Origin of the sequence: Trabulsiella guamensis ATCC 49490 (assembly GCF_000734965.1) — a bacterium.
Classification (GTDB): Bacteria; Pseudomonadota; Gammaproteobacteria; order Enterobacterales; family Enterobacteriaceae; genus Trabulsiella; species Trabulsiella guamensis.
In genome coordinates, this window is record NZ_JMTB01000117.1 from 64,426 (window position 1) to 80,415 (window position 15,990).

General features: G+C 52.8%; 16 protein-coding genes. 6 read left to right on the forward strand and 10 right to left on the reverse strand.

Translation table 11 applies throughout. From position 1 onward, the window contains the following. Window positions 1-187: 187 nt before the first annotated feature. Window positions 188-922, forward strand: coding sequence for a tol-pal system-associated acyl-CoA thioesterase (gene exbB / locus GTGU_RS20790; RefSeq protein WP_038161896.1), 735 nt, complete (start codon window positions 188-190; stop codon window positions 920-922). 6 nt (window positions 923-928) lie between these two features. Then, a complete protein-coding gene (exbD, locus tag GTGU_RS20795; protein ID WP_038161898.1) occupies window positions 929-1,354 on the forward strand; it encodes a TonB system transport protein ExbD in 426 nt (141 codons plus the stop codon). 43 nt (window positions 1,355-1,397) lie between these two features. Here exbD and GTGU_RS20800 read toward each other — a convergent pair whose 3' ends face one another. Together GTGU_RS20800 and GTGU_RS20805 are read right to left on the reverse strand one after the other, a co-directional pair. Next, complete coding sequence (locus tag GTGU_RS20800) at window positions 1,398-1,814, reverse strand: hypothetical protein (RefSeq protein ID WP_038161900.1); 417 nt, start codon at window positions 1,812-1,814, stop codon at window positions 1,398-1,400. Beyond that, entirely contained in the window at window positions 1,811-2,224 is a 414-nt protein-coding gene (locus tag GTGU_RS20805) for a hypothetical protein (RefSeq protein ID WP_038161902.1), read from the reverse strand. The genes GTGU_RS20800 and GTGU_RS20805 overlap by 4 nt, the downstream gene beginning before the upstream one ends. Before the next feature lie 102 nt (window positions 2,225-2,326). Here GTGU_RS20805 and GTGU_RS20810 point away from each other — a divergent pair, with 102 nt between their 5' ends. Next, window positions 2,327-2,830, forward strand: coding sequence for an ESA_00282 family adhesion-associated protein (locus GTGU_RS20810; protein ID WP_038161905.1), 504 nt, complete (start codon window positions 2,327-2,329; stop codon window positions 2,828-2,830). Window positions 2,831-2,863: 33 nt separating this feature from the next. Here GTGU_RS20810 and GTGU_RS20815 read toward each other — a convergent pair whose 3' ends face one another. Together GTGU_RS20815 and yghU are read right to left on the reverse strand one after the other, a co-directional pair. Beyond that, window positions 2,864-3,904 (reverse strand): aldo/keto reductase, encoded by a 1,041-nt coding sequence (locus GTGU_RS20815; protein WP_038161906.1) that lies wholly within the window; start codon window positions 3,902-3,904, stop codon window positions 2,864-2,866. Between the two features lie 160 nt (window positions 3,905-4,064). Further along, the gene (gene yghU / locus GTGU_RS20820) at window positions 4,065-4,931 is read right to left on the reverse strand and encodes a glutathione-dependent disulfide-bond oxidoreductase (RefSeq protein WP_038161909.1); all 867 of its coding nucleotides are present in this window, start codon (window positions 4,929-4,931) and stop codon (window positions 4,065-4,067) included. Between the two features lie 186 nt (window positions 4,932-5,117). Here yghU and gss point away from each other — a divergent pair, with 186 nt between their 5' ends. Continuing rightward, window positions 5,118-6,989, forward strand: a complete 1,872-nt coding sequence (gene gss, locus GTGU_RS20825; RefSeq protein ID WP_038161912.1) for a bifunctional glutathionylspermidine amidase/synthase — start codon at window positions 5,118-5,120, stop codon at window positions 6,987-6,989. Window positions 6,990-7,008: 19 nt separating this feature from the next. Here the strand turns inward: gss and GTGU_RS20830 are convergent, their stop codons facing one another. From GTGU_RS20830 to GTGU_RS20850, 5 genes are all read right to left on the reverse strand, one after another. Beyond that, on the reverse strand, window positions 7,009-7,944 hold the full coding sequence (locus GTGU_RS20830) for a LysR family transcriptional regulator (RefSeq protein WP_051857412.1): 936 nt from the start codon (window positions 7,942-7,944) through the stop codon (window positions 7,009-7,011). 24 nt (window positions 7,945-7,968) lie between these two features. Further along, window positions 7,969-9,174 (reverse strand): MFS transporter TsgA, encoded by a 1,206-nt coding sequence (gene tsgA, locus GTGU_RS20835; protein ID WP_038161916.1) that lies wholly within the window; start codon window positions 9,172-9,174, stop codon window positions 7,969-7,971. A 58-nt stretch (window positions 9,175-9,232) separates the two neighbouring features. Continuing rightward, complete coding sequence (gene xapA, locus GTGU_RS20840; RefSeq protein WP_084222823.1) at window positions 9,233-10,066, reverse strand: xanthosine phosphorylase; 834 nt, start codon at window positions 10,064-10,066, stop codon at window positions 9,233-9,235. A 226-nt stretch (window positions 10,067-10,292) separates the two neighbouring features. Further along, entirely contained in the window at window positions 10,293-11,633 is a 1,341-nt protein-coding gene (locus tag GTGU_RS20845) for an MFS transporter (protein ID WP_038161919.1), read from the reverse strand. A 174-nt stretch (window positions 11,634-11,807) separates the two neighbouring features. Next, window positions 11,808-12,914, reverse strand: coding sequence for a tartrate dehydrogenase (locus tag GTGU_RS20850; RefSeq protein WP_038161922.1), 1,107 nt, complete (start codon window positions 12,912-12,914; stop codon window positions 11,808-11,810). Window positions 12,915-12,996: 82 nt separating this feature from the next. On the opposite strand from GTGU_RS20850, the gene GTGU_RS20855 reads away from it, so the two are divergent. Beyond that, window positions 12,997-13,977 carry a LysR family transcriptional regulator gene (locus GTGU_RS20855; RefSeq protein WP_169741193.1) on the forward strand — a complete coding sequence of 327 codons (981 nt, stop codon included), beginning with the start codon at window positions 12,997-12,999 and terminating at the stop codon, window positions 13,975-13,977. Window positions 13,978-14,444: 467 nt separating this feature from the next. Here the strand turns inward: GTGU_RS20855 and GTGU_RS20860 are convergent, their stop codons facing one another. Further along, a complete protein-coding gene (locus GTGU_RS20860) occupies window positions 14,445-14,963 on the reverse strand; it encodes an Hcp family type VI secretion system effector (protein WP_038161925.1) in 519 nt (172 codons plus the stop codon). A 523-nt stretch (window positions 14,964-15,486) separates the two neighbouring features. Here GTGU_RS20860 and tssB point away from each other — a divergent pair. Continuing rightward, a complete protein-coding gene (tssB, locus tag GTGU_RS20865) occupies window positions 15,487-15,984 on the forward strand; it encodes a type VI secretion system contractile sheath small subunit (RefSeq protein ID WP_038161928.1) in 498 nt (165 codons plus the stop codon). Window positions 15,985-15,990 lie beyond the last annotated feature (6 nt).

Genomic DNA, 15,990 nt, shown 5'->3' on the forward strand with positions numbered 1-15,990 from the left:
TAGTGGTTAACGGATAAAGCAGAATATTTTTCATAGAGCAGAAATGCGCTTTTTTTACTGCGTCAGCGCAAGGAAAAGAAGTGTGATTTACGGCACTATGTAAATACTAATGAGAACGACTATCAATTCGGCGACGTTTTGATATGATTAGCTCAGTTTTTTGTGTCAGACATCCTGGAGATGCAGAGTGGGTAATAATTTGATGCAGGCGGATCTCTCCGTTTGGGGTATGTATCATCATGCCGACATCGTGGTTAAGGTCGTGATGATCGGCCTGGTGCTGGCGTCGGTCGTCACCTGGGCCATTTTCTTCAGTAAAAGTGCCGAGCTTCTGTCCCATAAGCGCCGCCTCAAGCGTGAACAAAAACAGTTGAGCGAAGCCCGTTCCCTTGATCAGGCCAGCGAAATCGCCACAGCTTTTCACAGCAAGAGCCTGAGTATGTTGCTGCTTAATGAAGCGCAAAACGAGCTTGAATTGTCCGCCGGTTCGGAAGATAACGAAGGCATCAAAGAGCGTACCGGGTTCCGCCTGGAGCGTCGTGTTGCCGCAGTGAGCCGCCATATGGGGCGCGGCAACGGCTATCTGGCGACCATCGGCGCTATTTCTCCGTTCGTCGGTTTGTTTGGTACCGTCTGGGGGATCATGAACAGCTTCATCGGTATCGCACAGACGCAGACGACAAACCTTGCGGTCGTCGCACCGGGTATTGCGGAAGCGCTACTGGCAACGGCGATTGGTCTGTTTGCAGCGATCCCGGCGGTGGTTATCTACAATATTTTTGCCCGTATGATTGGCAGTTACAAAGCGACCCTCGGTGACGTGGCGGCGCAGGTGCTGCTGTTGCAGAGCCGCGATTTAGATCTCAACGCCAGCGGCGTCGCACACCCGGTTCGTACGGCTCAGAAATTACGTGTAGGTTAACGCTTTATGGCAATGCGTCTTAACGAAAATCTGGACGATAACGGTGAAATGCATGAAATCAACGTAACGCCGTTTATCGACGTTATGCTGGTACTGCTGATCATCTTCATGGTGGCAGCACCGCTCGCCACCGTGGACGTTAAAGTCAATCTCCCGGCGTCCTCCAGCCAGCCGCAGCCGCGTCCGGAAAAACCGATCTACCTGTCGGTTAAAGCCGACAAGACGATGTTCCTCGGTAATGATCCAGTGACGGACGCGGATATGATCACCGCACTGAACGCGGCGACAGAAGGCAAGAAAGACACCACCATTTTCTTCCGCGCAGATAAAACTGTCGATTATGAAACGATGATGAAAGTGATGGATACGCTCCATCAGGCGGGTTATCTGAAGATTGGTCTGGTCGGGCAGGAAGTCACGCAAGCGAAGTAATCTTCGTGACGCATAAGGAGAAGGCTGGCTTGCCAGCCTTTTTTTATTTCTTCTTCGGCGTATCGTCCAGCGCCACCTTGTTGACATTCGCGGTACGCAACTTGCCTTCTGCCAGCTTGCGCGACAGGCGCAGCGTTGCCGCCTCACGCGCCAGAATATGCTGATAATTGGCTTCAATGCGCGCCAGCAGCTTCTCTTTCAGTTCCGGTTTGCGCGCAATGATCTCTTCAATGGCGGCACCATAAATCTCTTCTTTCACCTGCCAGGCGTAAATATCACGGCGGTTTTGCCACTTCATTTTGACCAGCGCGGCGGGAATGGACATCGCAGCCTGTGCCGTATGTTCAATGGCGGCATTCTTTTCGTTAATCAGCACCGTCAGGTTCTGATGGCGAATAATGTCATCGCTGTTTCTGTCGTCTAAAGTCAAATAGACGTTATTATCTTCAACATCTTTCATGTTGATGACTCATCGAGAAATTTATAAAAAACAGGTGAATCCGTCTCGCGGGTTATTAAATTAAGCCAAATTTCATTGCCAGAGTCATTAATAAATGTCGTTTTTTCACTAATAATTTGACTTAATTCCTGAGCGTCAATTTCACCTTCCGATTGTAAATCATTCAATGCTCGGGCAAATGCTTCAATTTTAATCACACGATACAAACGGTCTTTAATATGCCGGTCGCGCTCTTCCAGTAACATATTCCGCGACTGGCCGTTATGCGCGACTGTCGCCAAAATATCTTTCTCATGTTTTGCAAGCGTGCTTTTGCTTTGTGTTAGATTAGCATTTTTATCTGCTCCCCCGGTTTCCTTTTCCATTGCGGATAAGTGAAAACGAGCCGGGATAAGCGTCTCGGGTATCATCGATGATGTCCTTTTTATTCAACAGAATAGAGGGGATGCAGAATTGAGGTTCGTTGACAATATCATGGTGTAATTTTAAAATCAAAAAAAATGGAGCAAACCATGAACAGCATACTTTATTTCGTGATAGCACTGTTATTGCTCACAGCAGCAATTCTTTTCTTAATGCCCGGGAACAATAAAAAGCTGCGAGGCGAGGGGCACACCAGCCCGGAATCAGTGTATCCGATGAGCAAAGAAGAGGGTGAAGATCACTTTTCAGTGCTTATGAATGCTATCACGCCAGTGTGGTACTGGCGGGTTAATCATGAATATATTGATTTCCTGCACGCGACAATTAAAGGGATGAGCATGGCGGAAATAAATGCTGTGCCTGGTTTATTTGATGCCCAGCGGCGCTGTAGCGATCTCAATTCAGCTGTATATAAATATTACGATACGTTAAAAAAACGCTGCCTGAATGGCGAACAGGTTTCCCGTGCCGATCTCGACGTGCTGAATCTCCAGCAATGTTTTCGCGAATTCAGTCTTGATGCGTGGCCCGCGCTGGTGGCGCTGGTCTGGCCGGAATTTCAGCGTCCGTGGATCAGTCCTGAAGATATCTGAAATAACCCCTCTCAGGCGAGAGGGGCCGGAGGTTTACTTATCTGACGATGCCTGCCACAGGTTCAACTGCCCGTCTGCGACGTGTTTGTCGATCTGCGCCAGCTCCTCAGCGCTGAACGACAGGTTATTCAGCGCCTGAACGTTCTCTTCCAGTTGCTCCGGGCGGCTCGCGCCAATCAGCACCGAGGTCACGCGGTTATCTTTCAGCAGCCAGCTCAACGCCATTTGTGCCATCGACTGACCGCGCTGCTGCGCCATGTCGTGAAGCAGGCGCAGGCTCCTGAGGTTGCTTTCGCTCAGCATGTTCTCAGTCAGACCGCGCGCTCTTTTCCCTTCCACCTGCATACGTGAACCGTCCGGGATGCCATTGAGGTATTTCCCGGTCAGCAACCCCTGCGCCAGCGGCGTAAAGGCGATACAGCCTACGCCATTGTCCTGTAGCGTATCGAGCAGTCCGCTGCTGTCTACCCAACGGTTTAACAGGTTATAGGACGGCTGATGGATGAGCACCGGGATCTTCCATTCGCGCAACAGTTCCACCATTTTCTGCGTCCGCTCTGGCGAATAGGACGAGATGCCGACGTACAGCGCTTTACCGCTTTGCACCGCCTGCGCTAATGCGGAGGCGGTTTCCTCCATCGGCGTTTTTTCATCAACGCGATGCGAGTAAAAGATATCGACATACTCAAGTCCCATCCGTTTCAGACTCTGGTCGAGGCTCGCCAGCAGATATTTGCGCGAGCCGCCGGAACCGTACGGGCCAGGCCACATGTCATAGCCTGCTTTCGTGGAAATGATCAGTTCGTCGCGATAACCGGCAAAATCTTCGCGCAACAGGCGGCCAAAGTTTTCTTCGGCGCTACCTGGCGGCGGGCCATAGTTGTTTGCCAGATCAAAATGCGTTATCCCCAGATCGAAGGCTTTACGCAGCAGGGCACGCTGGGAGTCCAGCGTATTGATGTGGCCGAAACTATGCCACAGGCCGAGCGACAGGGCGGGTAACTGCAAGCCGCTGTTGCCACAGTAACGATACTGCATCTGCTCGTAGCGGGCAGGATTGGCTAACCAGGCCATGATGTCTCCTTCACTGATTGTTATTTTCGAAACGCTGTTTCTATCTTACTCCGTTTGCGACGGCGATCACGTTGCGCCGATCACAACCCGGTGTGACGTATGACGGGAAACTGGTTGGGGAGGGAATAACCGGGCGAGAGCCGCCCGGCTGAAATGTCGATTAAGCCTGACGCTTATCTTCCGTACGGGTGTCAAAATCGCTGGCGTCATGACGCTCATGCAATTGCTCATCCAGCGGACCATTGGTGCGGTTAACGATGCGTCCACGTTTCACGGCCGGACGATTACCGACATCGTTCGCCCAGCGCAGCACGTTTTTATAGCTCTGCGCATCAAGGAATTCCGCCGCATTGTAAACGGTGCCGAGCAACACATTGCCATACCATGGCCAGATGGCGATATCGGCGATGGTGTACTCTTCTCCCGCCACATAGCGCCCGCGCGCCAGCTGTTTATCCAGTACATCTAACTGACGCTTGGCTTCCATCGCAAAGCGATTGATCGCGTATTCGATTTTCACCGGCGCGTAGCTGTAGAAGTGGCCGAAGCCGCCGCCGAGGAAAGGGGCCGAGCCCTGCAGCCAGAACAGCCAGTTAAGTGTTTCGGTGCGGGCGGCTGGATCTTTCGGTAAGAAGTGGCCGAATTTTTCTGCCAGATAGAGCAGGATGTTGCCGGATTCAAACACCCGTGTCGGCGGGGTAGTGGAGTGGTCGCGCAGCGCCGGAATTTTCGAGTTCGGGTTGACTTCCACGAAGCCGCTGGAGAATTGATCGCCTTCGCCGATGCGAATCAGCCAGGCATCATATTCCGCGCCGGTGACGCCCAGCGCCAGTAACTCTTCCAGCATGATCGTCACTTTCTGCCCGTTCGGCGTACCGAGCGAATAGAGCTGAAGTGGGTGCTTACCTACAGGGAGTTCTTTTTCGTGTGTAGGGCCGGAGACCGGGCGGTTGATGTTCGCGAACGCGCCGCCGTTGTTCTGTTTCCATTCCCATACTTTTGGAGGTTGATACGTGTTGTCTGACATGTTGGCCTGCCTTTTTCCTGGGGTGTTGAGGCAGTGTAGCAGGAGTTGCGCGAAGGGTTTAACGAACTGAGGCGTTAATGCGCACGTGACGCAGCGGTGCTATTATAGCCTCACTTCTGACCGGTCATGCCTGTGCAGTGTTCACAGAAGGAATATGCTCAGGTGGTCTTTTCCTAAGGTTTACACATGAGTACAGGAACACAGAGTAGCGATGCCCCATTCGGAACGCTGTTGGGGTATGCGCCAGGCGGCGTAGCAATTTACTCTTCCAATTACAGCAGTTTAGACCCCGATTTTTCCCACGATGATCCAGCTTTTCGTAGCTATATCGGCAACGAATACATGGGCCACAAATGGCAGTGCGTTGAGTTTGCGCGCCGCTTTCTGTATCTGACCTACGGTTTCGTTTTCACCGACGTCGGCATGGCGTATGAGATCTTCTCATTGCGTTTTCTGCGCGAAGTAGTGAATGACAATCTCCTGCCGCTGAAGGCCTTTGCTAACGGATCCCGGCGCCCGCCGATGGCCGGCTCCTTACTTATCTGGCAAAAAGGCGGTGAGTTTCATCAGACCGGACATGTCGCAGTGGTGACGCAACTGGTGGGAAATAAAGTACGTATCGCCGAGCAGAACGTGGCGCATCATCCACTGCCGCCAGGGCAGCAATGGACGCGCGAGCTGACGCTTGAAGTGACAGACGGTCACTACACCATTCATGACACCTTCGACGACACCACCATTCTTGGCTGGATGATCCAGACCGACGATGCGCAGTACAGCCTGCCGCAACCGGCGAGCCCGGCCAAACTGATGGCGATCCACGGCGCGCGGCTGGAGAATCACGGTCAGTTTGACGGTAAATGGCTCAACGAACAGGACCCGCTCCAGCGTGCCTACGTGCGTGCCAACGGGCATGAGATCAACAAAGATCCGTACCAGTATTTCACCATCTCTGAGACGGGTGAGCAGGAGCTGATTAAAGCCACCAACGAACTGCATCTGATGTACCTTCACGCCACCGATAAAGTGCTGAAGGATGACAACCTGCTGGCGCTGTTCGACATTCCGAAAATCCTCTGGCCGCGACTGCGTCTCTCCTGGCAGCTCCGGCGCCATCATATGATCACCGGTCGTATGGATTTTTGCATGGATGAACGTGGGCTGAAGGTATATGAATACAATGCTGACTCCGCCTCCTGCCATACCGAGGGGGGCGTGATCCTCGAAGAGTGGGCGAAACTGGGCCTGTCAGGTAAAGGTTATAACCCGGCGGAAGATCTGCTTGATGAACTGACCGGCGCGTGGGGACACAGCCAGGCGCGTCCGTTCGTGCATATCATGCAGGACCAGGACCTTGAAGAAGATTACCACGCGCAGTTTATGCAGCGTGCGCTGACGAAAGCCGGCTTTGAAAGCAAAATTTTGCACGGGCTGGGTGAACTACGCTGGGACGACGCCGGGCAGCTTATTGATGGTGACGGGCGGCACGTGAACTGCGTCTGGAAAACCTGGGCGTGGGAAACGGCCCTTGAGCAGGTGCGGGAAGTCAGTGAAACGGAATACGCGGCGGTGCCAATTCGTACCGGTCATCCGCAAAATGAGGTGCGCTTAATCGACGTCCTGTTGCGCCCGGAAGTGCTGGTATTCGAACCGCTGTGGACGGTGATCCCCGGTAACAAAGCGATTCTGCCGGTGCTGTGGTCGCTGTTCCCCGGCCACCGCTATTTGCTGGATACCGATTTCACCGTCACGGAAGACCTGGCGAAAACAGGTTATGCCGTGAAGCCGATCTCTGGTCGCTGCGGCAGCAACATCGATCTGGTCAGCCACGATGATCAACTGCTCGATCAAAGCTCCGGTAAGTTTGCCGACCGCAAAAATATCTACCAGCAGCTGTGGTGTTTGCCGAAAGTAGAGGGGAAATACATTCAGGTGTGTACCTTCACCGTGGGCGGCAGCTATGGTGGCACCTGCCTGCGCGGCGATGAATCGCTGGTTATCAAAAAAGAGAGCGACATAGAACCGCTGATTGTGCTGAAGGATAAGGATTTTCTGTAAGAAGTGCCGCGCTTCACGCTCACACGCTGCCGTGAAGCGCAGCCAAAAAACGGCTCATTAATGCGGATAACGGCTCGTCCATCCACAAGGCGTACAGATCGGCTGGTATGCTCTCCGCCAGCGGCAGGAACACCACGCCAGGCCAGTGAATAAGCGCGCTGGTCTCCGGCAACAGCGATACCCCCATGCCTGCGCTCACCAGCGCCAGTGCCGTTTGTGGCTCATACACCTGGTGGGCGATCAACGGGTAAAATCCGGCTTCAACGCAACGGTCATAAAGCTGCTGTGCAAAATCGCTCTGGCTGAAAGAGAGGGAAATAAACGGGCGGGCAGCGAGCATCGCCAGAGTCACTCGCGCTTCGTCGCATAGCGGATCACCCTCTGACACGGCGACCAGCATTGATTCCCGGGAAATAAGCTGACAGCGAATGTTGGCTTCCGGCGAGGGGATCACGTTGCGGTTAATAGCCACATCAATGGTTCGAGTACGCAGCGCTTCAATCTGCTGGTGTTGAGACAGTTCCAGCAAGCTCCATTCCAGGCCGGGGATGGTTTCTCTGCAATCTTTCAACCGCGTCAACAGCGTACCCCACAGCGCGCTGCCAACAATACCGATAGTAATATGCTGATGTTCGCTGCGGCCAATCTGACGAACGTAGTTCAGTGACTGATCGGTAGCGCTGAGGATGCGATCCACTTCTGTTTTCAGCACCTTCCCGGCGCGGGTCAGCGCCACTTTGCGGCTGGTACGCTCAAACAGCGCCACCTCAAGGATCTCCTCCAGCTCTTTAATTTGCATACTGAGCGGCGGCTGGGAGATGTTCAGCCGTGCTGCTGCGCGGCCAAAATGTAGTTCATCGGCGAGGACCTGAAAATAGCGCAGCATGCGCATGCGAATACGGCTGTTAGCCTGATCTATCATGGTGTTGTGCTTCGACGGGAAGGGATAGCGCATCATGCCGTTCCCTTCCCGGGGCTGTCAAACCGTCGCCGGGGTTGGCTGGTGCAAACGTTCTGCCCGGCTGAAAAATACCGCGATGATCAGCGCACCCAACAGCACTGAGTAGGCAACGGTCGATGCATTCAGTGCACCATGCTGGCCGAAATGGCTGTTCACCATGGAGGAGACGCTGGCGAAGAGCAGCGTACCCACCGTTCCGCAGGTCAGCAGGGCGGAAATCAGGGTTGGCGAACTGCGGCTGACCTGCAGCGAACCGTAGCTCATCAGCCCTGAGAACATCCCTGAGTTAAAGAAGCCGAACACGGCGCAGGCAACCAGGATCAGTGTGGTGTTCGCACTGTTCGCAATAATTGCGATAGCTGCCAGCCCCGTCAGCGTACAGATGAGCAGGAAGGTGCGCAGTTTCATCCAGCGAACGGTGAACTGGTTGAGAAACAGACCAATCGCTTTTGCCACCCAGTAAACAGAGGTATAGAGCGCCGCCGCTTCTGGCGTCATTGCAAAGCGATACTGCAGATAACCCGGTGTCCACATTGTGAAAATCGGCTCAGCCAGCAGAAACGCAAACAACGCAAAACAGATGAGGTACACCGAACATCCCCAGGGTTCTACCGCCGCCAGAACATTCTGGCTGGCAGAGGCCGGGGATTCCGTTGACGGGAAGCGACAACGCAGAGTCATCGCCAGCATCAACGCACCGAGGGTGCCCATGATGCCGTACATTGCTATCCAGCTGGCGCCGAGCTTAAACAGCCAGGCCAGCAGCAAAGAGAGCGTGGCGCCCGCGAGACTAAAGAAAAAGTCGGTGAAGATAAGGCTGGCGGAACGGCGCTTCTCATCCGGATTAATGCGCACCACCAGATAGCTGCCGATGGCCATAAAGATCCCACCACAAGCGCCAATGCCCGCCACCGCCAGGCTGAACATGGTCAGTGTTGGAGTAAAAAACAGGAGAAGGCTGATCAGCACGATTAATGCGGCGGCGGCAACCAGTGGTTTCTGTAAACCCCATCTGCGCATCAGAATGCCGCCGAGCATGATAGGGATAAACATGCCGATATTCATCAGTGTGAAGACCTGGCCGATAAAGCTGGGATCTTTCTGAAAGGCAGCGCAGAGGGGACCAAGAACGATCCCAAGCGTTGAGACCAGCGCCCCAACGAAGTAATAACTCAGGTAAGAAATGGCATTGATATTGCCGCGAGAAAACGGTTGATCTGGCATGGCAGTGTCTCCTGGCGGAGTGTGATTCTCCACCTGTGGAACGATTTCAGGCATAATTTCAGGAATAGTTGTGGACGAACTGGTTAATCAGGCGCACAAAGTCGTCGGTGACCATTGCCGCACATTTCAAGGTTTGCTCGTGGGAGAGTTCAACGTCGCTCAGCCCTTCCGCCATATTGGTGATCGCGGAGACGGCCAGGACTTTCAGGCCACAGTGACGGGCGACGATAACTTCCGGCACCACTGACATCCCCACTACATCTCCGCCCATGTTTTGCATCATGCGGATTTCTGCTGCAGTCTCAAAGTTCGGACCCGGGTAGGAGACAAATATCCCTTCATGCAGAGTCAGGCTCAACTGGCTGGCGGCATCATGCAACTGGCCTCGCAGATCCTGATCGTAAGCATTGGCAAGGCTAAAAAAGCGCGGGCCGAAGCGGTCGTCATTCGGTCCGATCAGCGGTGTGGAGGGCATGGTGTTAATATGATCAGTGAGAGCCACCAGGCTGCCTGCCGGGATCGCCGGGTTCAGCGAACCCGCTGCGTTGGTGCAGAACAGGAACTCACAACCGAGCAGTTTCAGAGTACGTACCGCGTGGGTCATGATCCCCATACCGCAACCTTCGTAAAAATGCCCCCGACCTTTCATGCAGATCAAATCCACACCATGCAGGGTACCCATCACCACGTCACCAGCATGGCCGATCACTGTACTGACCGGGAATCCCGGCAACTGCTGGTAGGAGATCGTGGTTGTGTTGTCCATGCGGTCGGCCAGTACGCCGAGACCAGAACCGAGGATCAGGGCAATACGGGGCTGAAAACCGGGCCGGGCGGCACGCAGGATTTCTGCGGCTTCGTAAGGGGTATTGTTAAACACAGGTTGTGACATGAGAAACTCCAGAATGGGTTGTGATGGCCTCATTCTGGGTTTCCGGTGATTGCGATTCCAATACGATAATTGCGTCTATTGATACGAATTTACGAATCAATAAACGCAACATTTCATTGTAGGTACTAATTATCAATAGGTTAAAGTCACAGCCAGCCGGTAAGCGTTTCCCGACAGCAAATTTCCTGAAGGGAATTTGTGACAGGCTTCACTGTGACCGGACAGGTCAGAGCACAGGTTGCGCAACAGGCTGGCAACGCCACATTTTGTACAACGTGGCGCAGGCGGCGATCAGCGCCGGAACGCCAAGGAACATCAGGATACTGTCAGCCTGCCACTGCATCGACAGCAACTGAGCGCTCATCATCGTACCCGCAACGCCGCCAAAGCGGCCCACGCCCTGCATCCATGCAATGCCCGTTGCGCGACACTGCGTCGGATAGAAGGTTGCCGCCAGCGTCTGCATACCAGACTGCGCGCCGTTCATGGTGATCCCCATCAGGAAAATCAGCCCGCCGAACAGCCAGATATGGCTGTTTTCCTGCGCCATCAGGATGATGAATAACGTGGTAATAATGAACCCCACCGAGACCACTTTATGCGCTTCCCAACGGTCCATCAGCCAGCCGGCCAGCAGAATGCCCGCGGTGCCGCCAAAGGTGAACAGCGAGGTGAGCAGCGCGGACTGTTCCATCTCATAACCCATGCCCTGCATCAGGGTGGGCATCCAGCTCAGCAGGACGTAATAGATCACCAGCCCCATAAAGTAGCTCATCCACAACATCAGTGTGCCGGGCAGATACGCTGCGCTGAACAACTGCGCGACGCTGCCTTTCTTCTGCGTTGTTTGCTCTTCGTGGAGCGAAAATCGGCTAACTTGCTCAATGTCGCTATCAACAAAACGGCGCAGAATGCGTTTGATTTTCACCACGTTATCGCCGCGATTCACCAGATATTTTACCGATTCCGGCAGCAGCCAGATCAGCAACACCGTCAACACTAACGGCGCGGCGGCGCCAAGCAGCAAGACGCTGTGCCAGCCATGTGCCGGAATGAGCCAGGAAGAGATAGCGCCACCGCCTGCTGCACCAAGCGGAAAGCCACAGTACATGGTGTTGATGGTCAGGGAGCGGCAGCGCTGCGGCGCATACTCTGACATCAGCGTAATGGCATTCGGCATGGCGGCGCCGAGCCCAAGCCCGGTCAGGAATCGCCACAGCGTCAGGGTGTTGATTGACTGCGCATACGCTGTACCCAGGCTGGAGAGTCCGAAGAACAAACAGGAGAAAACCAGCACGCGTTTGCGGCCAATGCGATCAGATACCGGGCCCGCAATTAATGCGCCCAGCGACAGGCCGAGCAGGGCGGCGCTGAGCACCGGGCCGAGATCTTGTTTTTTGATCCCCCAGTCGCTGGAAAGCGCGGGCGCGATGTAACCCATCGCCGCGGTGTCGAAACCATCAATCGCCAGCACAAGAAAACCGAGAATAATGATCGTCCAGTGGAACCACGAAAAGCGGCTGTCGTCGATGGCTTGTTGAATGTTCATGTCGCCGGATACGGCCATACAGATCTCCCCTGCCCGAAGTGGATGCTAACAGAATGGTTGTTATGGTTGTATTGTATTTGCCTGTATATACAGCCGGGAAAGGGAGGTTTATGTCAAATTTTGTTTATTGAAATGTTAACTGTGTGTTGTTTTTGAGGGCGCCACATACCAGGTTGCTCTGCCCTCATAAGATTAGCAATCCAGTATCCGTCGTTTACTTTGAATGGCCTTGCAGATGGCATCTCCGACCTGCTGTGTTGAGGCCTGGCCTTTCATATCCGGCGTTTTGGGGCCACTGGCAATGGTCTGCTCAATGGCGTCTAAAATGCCATTGTGAGCCGCGTGGTAACGTTCGTTACCCTCTCCAAGGAAGTCGAGCATCATCGCACCGGCCCAGATAGTGGCGATAGGGTTGGCAATATTCTTGCCATAGATGTCCGGCGCGGAACCATGAACCGGTTCGAACAATGACGGAAAGGTGCGCTGTGGGTTGAGGTTGGCAGACGGCGCGATGCCAATCGTCCCCGTACAGGCCGGGCCGAGATCGGAAAGAATATCGCCAAACAGATTCGACGCGACAACCACGTCAAAACGTTCCGGCTGCAGGACAAAACGCGCGCATAACACATCGATATGCTGTTTATCCCAGCGAATGTCCGGGTAATGGTTTGCCATGGCTTCAACACGTTCATCCCAGTAAGGCATGCTGATTGCCAGTCCGTTAGATTTCGTGGCTGAAGTCAGTAACTTGCGAGGACGGCTCTGCGCCAGTTCAAAAGCGTAACGCAGGATACGATCCACGCCACGTCGGGTAAATACGGATTCCTGAATCACCACTTCATGCTCGGTACCCGGATTAACACGCCCGCCCAGCGAAGAATATTCCCCTTCAGTATTTTCGCGCACGACATAGAAATCAATATCACCCGCCTGCTTACCTGCCAGCGGGCAGGGCACGCCGGGAAACAGACGCACCGGACGGAGGTTGACGTACTGATCGAACTCGCGACGAAACTTCAACAGCGAACCCCACAGGGAAACATGATCGGGTACGGTGTCCGGCCAGCCGACGGCGCCAAAATAAATGGCATCAAAATCCTTAAGCTTCGCATGCCAGTCGTCAGGCATCATTTTGCCGTGTTGCAAATAATACTCACAGCTGGCCCATTCGATCTGTTCAAAACTGAGCGACAGATCCCAGTGTTCGGCGGCCGCCTGCAACACGCGAATGCCTTCTGGCAGGACTTCTTTACCAATACCATCCCCAGGAATAGCGGCAATACGATAGGTTTTCTTCATATCAGCTCTCACTTATCAGTGATGAAAATTGACTTCCTCTCTATCCTATAATTGACTGATTCATCATTAATCCTGCTAACTGGTGAAACATAAAACACAGATCATGAATAATCTCCCGCTGCTGAATGATTTACGCGTGTTTATGCTGGTGGCCCGCCGGGCAGGATTTGCCGCGGCGGCAGAAGAGTTAGGTGTTTCACCGGCCTTTGTCAGCAAGCGGGTTGCACTACTGGAACAGACGCTGAACGTGGTGCTACTGCACCGGACAACGCGTCGCGTCACGATCACCGAGGAGGGCGAGCGCATCTACGAATGGGCGCAGCGCATACTTCAGGATGTGGATCAGATGATGGATGAGCTGTCCGATGTGCGGCAAATCCCGCAGGGGACGCTGCGTATCATCAGCAGTTTCGGGTTTGGTCGCCGTGTGGTGGCTCCGGCATTATCGGCGCTGGCCAGACAGTACCCTCAACTGGAATTACGCTTTGATGTGGAAGACCGGCTGGTGGATCTGGTGAATGAAGGTGTGGATCTGGATATTCGCATTGGTGATGATATCGCGCCTAATCTCATTGCTCGCAAGCTGGCAAATAATCATCGTATTCTCTGCGCTTCACCGGATTTTGTTGCCCGTCATGGTATGCCAAAGCAACTGAGCGATCTCGCGGCGCTGCCCTGTCTGGTGATCAAAGAACGCGATCATCCGTTCGGCGTGTGGCAACTGCACAGTAAAGAGGGGGTACGCTCTATAAAGGTGACCGGCGCGCTGTCATCGAATCACGGTGAAATTGTGCATCAGTGGTGCCTGGACGGGCAGGGGATCGCGCTGCGTTCCTGGTGGGATGTGAGTGACAACATTGCCAGCGGCCATCTGGTGCATATCCTGCCGGACTGCTATCAACCCGCTAACATCTGGGCCGTGTATGTTTCCCGGCTGGCGACATCGGCAAAAATCCGTACCACCGTCGAGTTTCTTCGAAGTTACTTTCAGGCGCACTATCCGCAGCAGTGTGTGGTGGCGACATCGAATTTACTGCCTGTTGAAACTGATTTTTCGTCTTAAGGATAAGTAATGGCTGCGGGTAGGTAACCAACTGCTCTGCCCGTCCAGGTGGTGTGGCCAGTTTCCCTGCATTACATCTTCTGTACGGTTCAGACTATGCAGGGAATTATTGCCATCATTTTGACACGCTACCGCCCGCACCGTTATCCGCTTCACGGCTACTACATTTCATTTATTTAACAGAGGGTTAATCCGTACTATTTACTATGTGCCCTGACACTGGGTCACCATACAACTGCCTTAAAATTCTGTCATTACCGCTTCCGTTATAAACGCTGCATCATGAAGTTATCTTCAAAGGCGACTGGCTGACAGAAATGGGGATTTGAGACCGGGCGCGGTGTTGTAAGTATCCGGCATCCACCATCTCCCGATGTTTAAACGTTACTATCCGTTAGTTTGGTATTTGGTTCTCACCAAATATAAAAAACAGCATTCCACCCCAGGCAGAATGCTGCAGTTCTGTTTTATGCTTCCAGCGGCGCACGCCAGTCGTCGGCTCCTGATGTCCCTGCGGAAACGTGTTCCCACTCGATTTTACGGTAAGCCAGCGATACCTGAATCAGTTGCGTGAACTCGCGTTTCGTGTCGTCCTGACAGTGCGGCATATGGCAGTCGATATCCACAATGGTGGAGTCTGTCAGGCGAGTCGTGAAGAAGTGCTCCTGTTTGCCTTCAATAGACGTACGATACCAGTGCAGTTCTGTGGTCGGCAGCATTTCTCCGGACGCCAGTGCGTTGTACAGCAGCGGTACTGCTTTGTTCAGGGCGACGGTAAAAATAAATGGCTTATGGGCGCGTTGACCGCTAGGCTGCCCTGATTGTGGGTCGGTCGGCACGGTGACGTTATGCTTGAATTCCTGTACCAGCATTTCGTCTTCATGTCCTTGTACGTAGATATTGCCCACGGATTCTGCTGTAAATGCCCGATCAGTGATTAGCCCCTGAGTCTGTCCTTTGATCGATATATAACAGGGTGTTGGCATGATTAACTCCTTTTCTTAGTGTGTACGTATATATAGTTGTCTTCGTCAATTCCTGATGGTCAGGATATCTATATGTTCACACGAAATTTTTTTTAATCCATCGGTATGGATGTATGAAATCGGATGTGCTTTGGTTTTATTGAGTGTTTATTCTCTTGATGAATGAAAAACGTCATTTATTTGTGCTTTGCCTTTTTATTATTGTTGAAGTGGATATCTTGATGAAGAAGTATGTTTTTTTGAAATATTTAATTTTGATTGATAAGTAACAACCAGTTCTACTGGTTGTCCGGTTTTTATCTATATGCTTATCAAGTTTTTAAGGGCTCCTAAGCATATCGTGCTTGTTAAAAGTTCGGAAGCGGAATTTATAAAATTGTTTTTCTCTGCATATCATATGCATCAAAGATAACCCTGTATTTTTTTATTATCATTGAGGTGATATTCATTGCTTGTATGGTGAGAGGGGTTTCTTTAAATGGTCTGAATGGGATGCATTCACTTAACCCGATGGAATATATCAATGAGTACCAATAAACAAGGCAGTATCGCCCCGAAAGAACGAATTAATATCCGCTACGTCCCCAAAACGGATGGCCAGACAGCAGAAGTGGAATTACCACTTAATTTGCTGGTGACGGGAAATCTGAAAGGTAAAGCGGACGATACTCCACTGGATGAACGCCAGCCTGTTTCCATTAACAAAAACAATTTCGATGCTGTCATTGCCGAATCGGATATCCGCCGGGGTTTCACCACGCCGTCGGTGCTCAACGAAATCCCCGGTGCGCGGATGGATATCAATCTCAGGGTGAAATCCATGACCGATCTTTCGCCAGATAATATCGCCGCTCAGGTACCGGAGTTGAAAAAACTACTGGAGCTGCGTGAAGCGCTGGTCGCGCTGAAAGGGCCAATGGGCAATATTCCGTCTTTCCGCGCCCAACTTCAGGCGCTGCTGGATAACGAAGAAACCCGCGAGCAGCTGATTCAGGAGCTGGGTCTCGCCAGTCAGAAATAACTTTGT